The organism is Treponema sp. (assembly GCF_017430385.1).
Lineage (GTDB): Bacteria > Spirochaetota > Spirochaetia > Treponematales > Treponemataceae > Treponema_D.
The window spans coordinates 1-6,622 of the sequence record NZ_JAFRNB010000054.1 but is presented as its reverse complement, the minus strand read 5'-3'; the positions used below and the strand labels follow the sequence as shown (position 1 = coordinate 6,622).

The following is a 6,622-nucleotide window of genomic DNA, read 5'->3' as shown; positions in this document are numbered from 1 at the left end:
GAGCGACCACAAAATGTATGTCGCCCAGCTCGGTGCCAACGCGGAATACACTTTTGCCCGAACAAAATACGGCCGTTTCAGCCTGTGCGCGGGCTACACTTTTGAGTATGTGAAGAATAACGGCGTGAATAATCATATTTATCGTGGCGGCCTGGAGTATGTCAAAAAAGCAGATGGCAGTTATACTGCTGGCGGAAACACTTACGCAGACTGGGATGAGCTCAAAAAATCCAGCTACGTGCAGAATGCTGTCAAGGAAGCCCGGGAAAACTGGACAAAACAACTCTACGACAGCGTGAACAATTATATTTCAGTTTCGATGAAATATTCATACTAGGGAACCTCAGATTACACAGATGAGCACAGATTATATTTCTTTAATATGAAGTCTTTCTCATTTATCACGCTCTCTGTGAGCTCCAAAGCTCTGTGAGAAATTTAATCTGTGAAATCTGTGACATTTGTGGTTTAATAATAATCTGTGGAAATCAGTGCAAATCTGTGGATAAAATATAAATAAGGAAAAATTTATGGAATACACTAAATTTTATATCGGAAAAATCGGCGAGCTTATTCTTAAAGGCTCTAACATCAAGACTTTTGAGACACAGCTTGTCAGAAATACAAAGGCTTATCTCAAAAATGTGAATGCAAAGGTCTCTTTGCTGGCTGGCCGCCTTTATGTTGAGTGCGATGACGAAGCTTGTGAGCGGGTTGAATTCGCTCTTTCCCACCTGATTGGAATCACTGGCTGGGCTGAGGCTGTCATCGTAGAAAAAAATATCGAGGCAATCAAGCAGGAAGTTTTGAACGAGGCCATTAAAGCCCGCGATGAAGGCGCAAAAACTTTCAAGCTTGAGTCACGCCGAAGCGACAAGTCTTTCCCTTATGACCATTACGGAATCTGCTCAGAGGGTGCAAGCCTTGCTTACAATCAGAAAATCCTTGATGTCGATGTCAAAAATCCTGATGTCGTGATTATGGTCGAAGTGAGGGACCGCTGCTTCGTTTATTCAAACCGCACTAAGGGCCGCCGGGGCTTGCCGGTTGGCGTGAGCGGGAAGGGGCTTTTGCTTCTTTCCGGCGGACTGGATTCTCCGGTTGCAGGCTACAGAATGCTCCGCCGTGGCATGACGATTGACTGCGTTTATTTCCATGCTTATCCTTACACAAGCGATGAGGCTCGTGAGAAAGTTGAGCATCTTGCAGAAATTTTGAGCGGCTACGGACTCAGAATCCACATCAATACAATTCCGTTCACCGAAGTTCAGATGCAGATTAAAAAGAAATCTCCTGAAAACTACACGACTCTCATGCTCCGTTTGTGCATGATGAAAGCCGCAAACATGCTTGCTGAGCGAATCGGAGCAAGCTGTCTTATCACGGGCGAAAGCCTTGGCCAGGTTGCAAGCCAGACAATCGAAAATATGAGCTGCACCGAAAGCATGGCCGAATATCCGCTTTTACGTCCGCTCGTAGGTACTGACAAAGAAGAAATCGTTGAAATCGCAAAAGAAATCGGCACTTACGAGACTTCAATCTTGCCATACGAAGACTGCTGTGTTCTTTTCAGCCCGCGTCACCCGGTTCTGCGCTCAACGGTCGAGGAAGCCCAGAAAATTTACAAAGAACTTGAAATTGACGACTTGGTTCGCGAAGCATTCGAAAAACGAGAGATTAAGTTGTACGAAGTGTAAGATTTTGCGCTAGGGTATGGAGTGGTGGCGAAGCCAGTGCGATAGCACCGCGCGTTAGCAAGCCACGGAACACCCGACGGCGACAGCCGTAGCGCCCAGCTTTCCATTTTCCACTTTCAGTTTTCCGTTTTCTTATCTTGACAAAAAGACAAAAAATGTCATAATGAAATTATCTTAAAAATTATGGCATTTTTGTGCCCAAAAGGACTTCCCGATGGACTTGTCGAAATTTGAGAAAAATCTTGGTAGCAATCTTCCGCTTCTTTTTAAAGCAAAAGTGAATAAATGCCCGCACACAACGCTGCAGGCGGTTAAAAACAAGAGCGGAATGTTCGTGCGTTACAGCTATTCGCAAGTCTATCAGCATGTAATCGAGCTTGCTTCTGCCCTTAAAAAGCTCGGCGTCAAAAAAGGTGACAAAATCGGCCTCATGAGTGACAACCGCCGCGAGTGGCTTATCACTGATTTCGCGCTTCTTTCTCTTGGTGCGATTGATGTTCCGCGCGGTTGCGATTCGATGGGCGTTGAGATGCGTTTTATCCTCAATTTCGTCGAGGCTGAGATTTCTTTCTTTGAGAATGCAAGGCAGCTTGAAAAAGTTCTGGAAAATATCGAGGAAGTTCCTACTCTCAAAAAAGCAATTCTTTTTGATCACGCCGATGAAAAAACTCTCGAAGATGCCAAATCAAAAAATATCGAAGTAATTTACTATTCTATGCTCGAATCCGAAGGAACTGCCATCACAAAAGAAGAGTGGCAGGAAATTGAAGCCGGCATGGAGCAGATTACAAAAGATGATGTCGCAACGATTATCTTCACTTCGGGCACCACGGGGCTTCCAAAAGGCGTTCAGCTCACACACGATAACTATCTTGCTCAGTGCGAAGTTTGCCGAAGCGTTCTTGGTCTCATGCAGGCTGGGGATTTGTGGCTCACCGTTCTTCCAATCTGGCACAGTTTTGAGCGTGCTTTCCTTTATATGGTTGTCACTCTGGAGGGCGGATTCGCCTATTCAAAGCCGATTGCTTCCGTGATGATTTCAGACATGCAGCTGGTTCAGCCTCAGTGGATGAATGCCGTTCCCCGTTTGTGGGAATCGGTTGCACAGGGAATTTACCGCGAAGTCAAAAAACAGAGTGCGCTCAACCGTCTCATTTTCAAATATTCTGTTCATTTAGGGAAACTTTACTACAAGTCAAAGGCGCGTTTTTTGGGCCTGAGATGCCGCTATCACTGGTATCCGAGGATCATCGATTATGTAACAGGATTTTTCCCGTTCGTTCTTTTGTGGCCGTCACATTTCCTTGGCGAGCAGTTTGTGTTCTCTCGAATCCGGCAGAAGTTTGGCGGAAAGTTCCGTGCGGCAATTTCTGGCGGTGGTGCCCTTCAGCCTGAGACCGAGGATTTTTTCAATGCGATTGGATTCAAACTCCTCGAAGGTTACGGCATGACAGAGACCGCTCCTGTAATTTCTGTCCGAAACTCAAAACGTCCTAGAAACAACAATGTTGGCTGGATTTTCCCAAGCTTTGATCTCAAAATCGTGGCCGAAAAAGACGGTAAGATTGTTGACGGAAAGCCTTTGAAGCCTGGAAAACGCGGCTTGGTTCTCGTAAAGGGCCGCCAGATTATGAAGGGCTATTACAAACGACAAGATTTGACCGATGCCGTAATCGATAAAGACGGATGGCTCAACACAGGCGATCTCGGAATGATTTCATGCGATCATGAGCTTAAAATCGTTGGTCGTGCAAAAGATACAATCGTTCTTTTGGGCGGTGAAAATATTGAGCCTGCAGTCATCGAAAAGGCAATCAACGCAAGTCCATATATTGAGCGCACTGTCGTGGTCGGCCAGGACCAGAAGTACGTGGGCGCGCTCATCGTACCTGACCAAAACAACGTAATTTCCTATGCCGAAGAAAACAACATTGTCTATGACACTTACGAAAGTCTTTTGGAAACAAGCGAAATCCAGAATCTCTTCCGAAGCGAAATAGACACTCTCGACAACGCAAAAACAGGATTCCGAACTTGCGAACGAATCTTCAAATTTGCTTTGTTGAAGGAAAGTTTTGAGCTTAACCGGGAAATTAACGCAAAGCAGGAGCTAATGCGCCATAAAATCAACAAACTCTACAAAAAAGAGATAAATAAGATATTTAAGGCTTGACATAATCCGCTGTAACTTGTAATATACCGTCACATCTGCTGCTTTAGCTCAGTTGGTAGAGCACGTGATTTGTAATCTCGGGGTCGTGGGTCCAAGTCCTACAAGCAGCTTTCAAGCCAGTTCCATTTTTGGGATTGGCTTTTTTTGTATATTGCCACACAGACTGGGATTCTTAAGGAATCTCAGAAAAGGAAGTATAAAACATAAGCCTCTGATTTTGCGTAGCAAAATCGAATCCGTGTGGCAATAAAGAAGGTTTAGTTATGACAGACATCTCTCAGAATATACAGACAATCCTCACGCACATCCGTTCAGCAGAAAAACAGGCCGGCCGTGCGGAAAATTCCGTAAAGCTCGTTGCCGTGAGCAAGTTCCATCCGGCTGAGGCCGTGATTGAAGCCACCAGAGCAGGGCAGAATCTTTTCGGTGAGAACCGTGTCCAGGAAGCCGCCGCAAAATTCGACGAAATCCGTGCCAAGGGCATAAATCCAGACCTTCACATAATCGGTTCTCTTCAGCGTAACAAAGTCAAAGAAGCCGTGCGCATCGCAAGCTGCATCGAAAGCGTTGACCGAATCGAATTGCTCGAAGAGATTGAAAAACAAGCCGCAAAAATTGACAAGAACATCGAGATTCTTTTTGAAGTCCACACTGGCGAAGACAGCAAGGCGGGCTTTACGAGCGAAGAAGATTTGACTCTTGCAATTGAACATTGTGCCAAAGGCGACTTCCCGCACATTACGCCAAAGGGCTTTATGACAATGGCTCCGTTCACTGAGGACAAAAAACTTGTGCGAAAATCTTTCGTGACTCTTAGAAATTTGCGAGAAAAGTTCCAGAAATCTTTCCCAAGCCTGGACTTGTGCGAGCTTTCAATGGGGATGAGCGGCGACTACGAGATTGCGATTGAGGAAGGTGCCACAATCGTTCGGATTGGAACTGCTATCTTTGGCGAGAGATTGTATACAAAAAATTAATTCGCGCCAGCTATGGAGTGGTGGCGAAGCCAGTCGCACGAAGTGCGACCGAGCGTGAGTGAGCCACGGAACAGCGCAAGACAGTTGATTTCGCTTTTTTAAATCTATAGATTCTTCTCTAAAAATTCATTATAATATCTTCCAAATATTTTTACTTTACGAGGAATAATTGTGTACAAGTCAGTTGATGCTAAGGTAGATTTTCCAAAGCAGGAAGAAGAAGTTTTAGAGTTCTGGAAGAAGAACGACACTTTCAAAAAATCGGTTTCGCAGCGTGAGGGCTGTGAGGAGTTCATTTTCTTTGACGGACCACCGTTTGCTACTGGTCTGCCACACTTCGGTCACTTCATTCCATCAACAATTAAAGACATAATTCCGCGTTACCAGACAATGAAGGGCAAAAAGGTCGAGCGACGCTTCGGCTGGGACTGCCACGGCTTGCCTGTAGAGAACCTTATCGAAAAAGAGCTTGGAATCAACTCTAAGCACGAGATTGAAGAATACGGTGTCGCAAATTTCAACGACAAATGCCGTGCTTCTGTTCTTAAATACACTGGTGAATGGCGAAAAACCATCACTCGCATGGGCCGATGGGTCGATTTTGACAACGATTACAAAACCATGAACCCGGACTTCATGGAGACAATCTGGTGGGTAGCAAAATCTTTGTGGGACAAGGGGCTCATTTACGAGGGCAAGTACATTTTGCCATACTGTCCGCGTTGTGCCACTGTTCTTTCAACTCACGAACTTGCTCAGGGCTATAAAGAAAAGCAGGATCCTGCAATCACAATCCGTTTCAAGGTCACAAAAGCACCAGAAGCCTTTGCTGACGGCGACATGACAAACGGAAAGACATATTTCCTTGCATGGACAACAACTCCATGGACTTTGCCTTCAAACCTCGGCCTTTGTATGGGACCAGAGATTGACTATGTAAAGATTTTGGACAAGTCTTCCGGCGATTACTACATCTTAGCTGAAAGCCGCCTTGCTTCTTACTACAAAAATGCCGAGGACTACGAGATTGTTTACCGCCACAAGGGTGCAGAATTCCTGGGTGCTGAATACGAGCCTCTTTTTCCGTATTTCGCTTCTCTCAAAGATCCGTCAGAATGTGAAAAAATGAGCGGTCAGAAGTGCGAGAAGGGCGCTTTCCGCCTCATGAACGCAGATTATGTCTCAACTGAAGACGGTACCGGTATCGTACATATCGCTCCGGCCTTTGGTGAAGACGACTCTAAGGTTTTCGCAGGTAGCGGAGTTCCTTTTGTCGAGCCAATCGACGCTGAGTGCCGCTTCACAAAAGAGGTCTCTGACTATGCGGGCGTTTTCGTAAAGGATGCCGACAAAGACATCATGGACCGCCTCAAAAAAGAAGGCAAGCTTGTTAAGCGTGAGACTGTAAACCACCAGTACCCGCATTGCTGGCGTTGTGGTTCTCCGCTCATTTACCGCGGAATCGGCTCTTGGTTCGTAAAGGTTGCCGACCAGCACGACCGCCTTCTCAAAGCAAACAGCAAAATTAAATGGCAGCCTGCCCACATCAAGGAAGGCCGCTTCGGAAAATGGCTTGCCGGAAGCCGCGACTGGGCAATCAGCCGTAACCGTTACTGGGGAAACCCAATCCCAATCTGGCGTTGTGATGATTGTGGTGAAAAAATCTGTATCGGAAGCCGTGCCGAGCTCAAGGAAAAGAGCGGCGTTGACTTAAACGATTTGCACAAGCAGTATGTAGATAAGGTTACAATCAAGTGTAAGTGCGGTGGAACAAT

Annotated in this window: 5 protein-coding genes and 1 tRNA gene; all 6 read left to right on the top strand. The window is 45.9% G+C overall.

Annotated features, from left to right (window positions below; genetic code table 11):
• Nucleotides 1-337 (top strand): hypothetical protein (locus tag IJJ71_RS04015; RefSeq protein WP_296845452.1); only part of this gene is annotated, 337 nt, incomplete at its 5' end.
• Nucleotides 338-530: 193 nt separating this feature from the next.
• Nucleotides 531-1,697 carry a tRNA uracil 4-sulfurtransferase ThiI gene (thiI, locus tag IJJ71_RS04010; RefSeq protein WP_296845451.1) on the top strand — a complete coding sequence of 389 codons (1,167 nt, stop codon included), beginning with the start codon at nucleotides 531-533 and terminating at the stop codon, nucleotides 1,695-1,697.
• A gap of 214 nt (nucleotides 1,698-1,911) precedes the next feature.
• Nucleotides 1,912-3,870, top strand: coding sequence for an AMP-dependent synthetase/ligase (locus IJJ71_RS04005; RefSeq protein WP_296845450.1), 1,959 nt, complete (start codon nucleotides 1,912-1,914; stop codon nucleotides 3,868-3,870).
• A gap of 37 nt (nucleotides 3,871-3,907) precedes the next feature.
• A tRNA-Thr gene (locus tag IJJ71_RS04000) sits at nucleotides 3,908-3,980 on the top strand.
• Between the two features lie 153 nt (nucleotides 3,981-4,133).
• Nucleotides 4,134-4,847, top strand: coding sequence for a YggS family pyridoxal phosphate-dependent enzyme (locus tag IJJ71_RS03995; RefSeq protein ID WP_296845449.1), 714 nt, complete (start codon nucleotides 4,134-4,136; stop codon nucleotides 4,845-4,847).
• Nucleotides 4,848-5,018: 171 nt separating this feature from the next.
• A partial coding sequence (gene ileS, locus IJJ71_RS03990) for an isoleucine--tRNA ligase (protein WP_296845447.1) occupies nucleotides 5,019-6,622 on the top strand: 1,604 nt, incomplete at its 3' end.

Excerpts from the sequence above, each read along its gene's own strand:
- IJJ71_RS04005 (WP_296845450.1), top strand. The coding sequence starts at position 1,912 with ATGGACTTGTCGAAATTTGAGAAAAATCTTGGTAGCAATCTTCCGCTT.
- IJJ71_RS03995 (WP_296845449.1), top strand. The coding sequence starts at position 4,134 with ATGACAGACATCTCTCAGAATATACAGACAATCCTCACGCACATCCGT.
- thiI (WP_296845451.1), top strand. The coding sequence starts at position 531 with ATGGAATACACTAAATTTTATATCGGAAAAATCGGCGAGCTTATTCTT.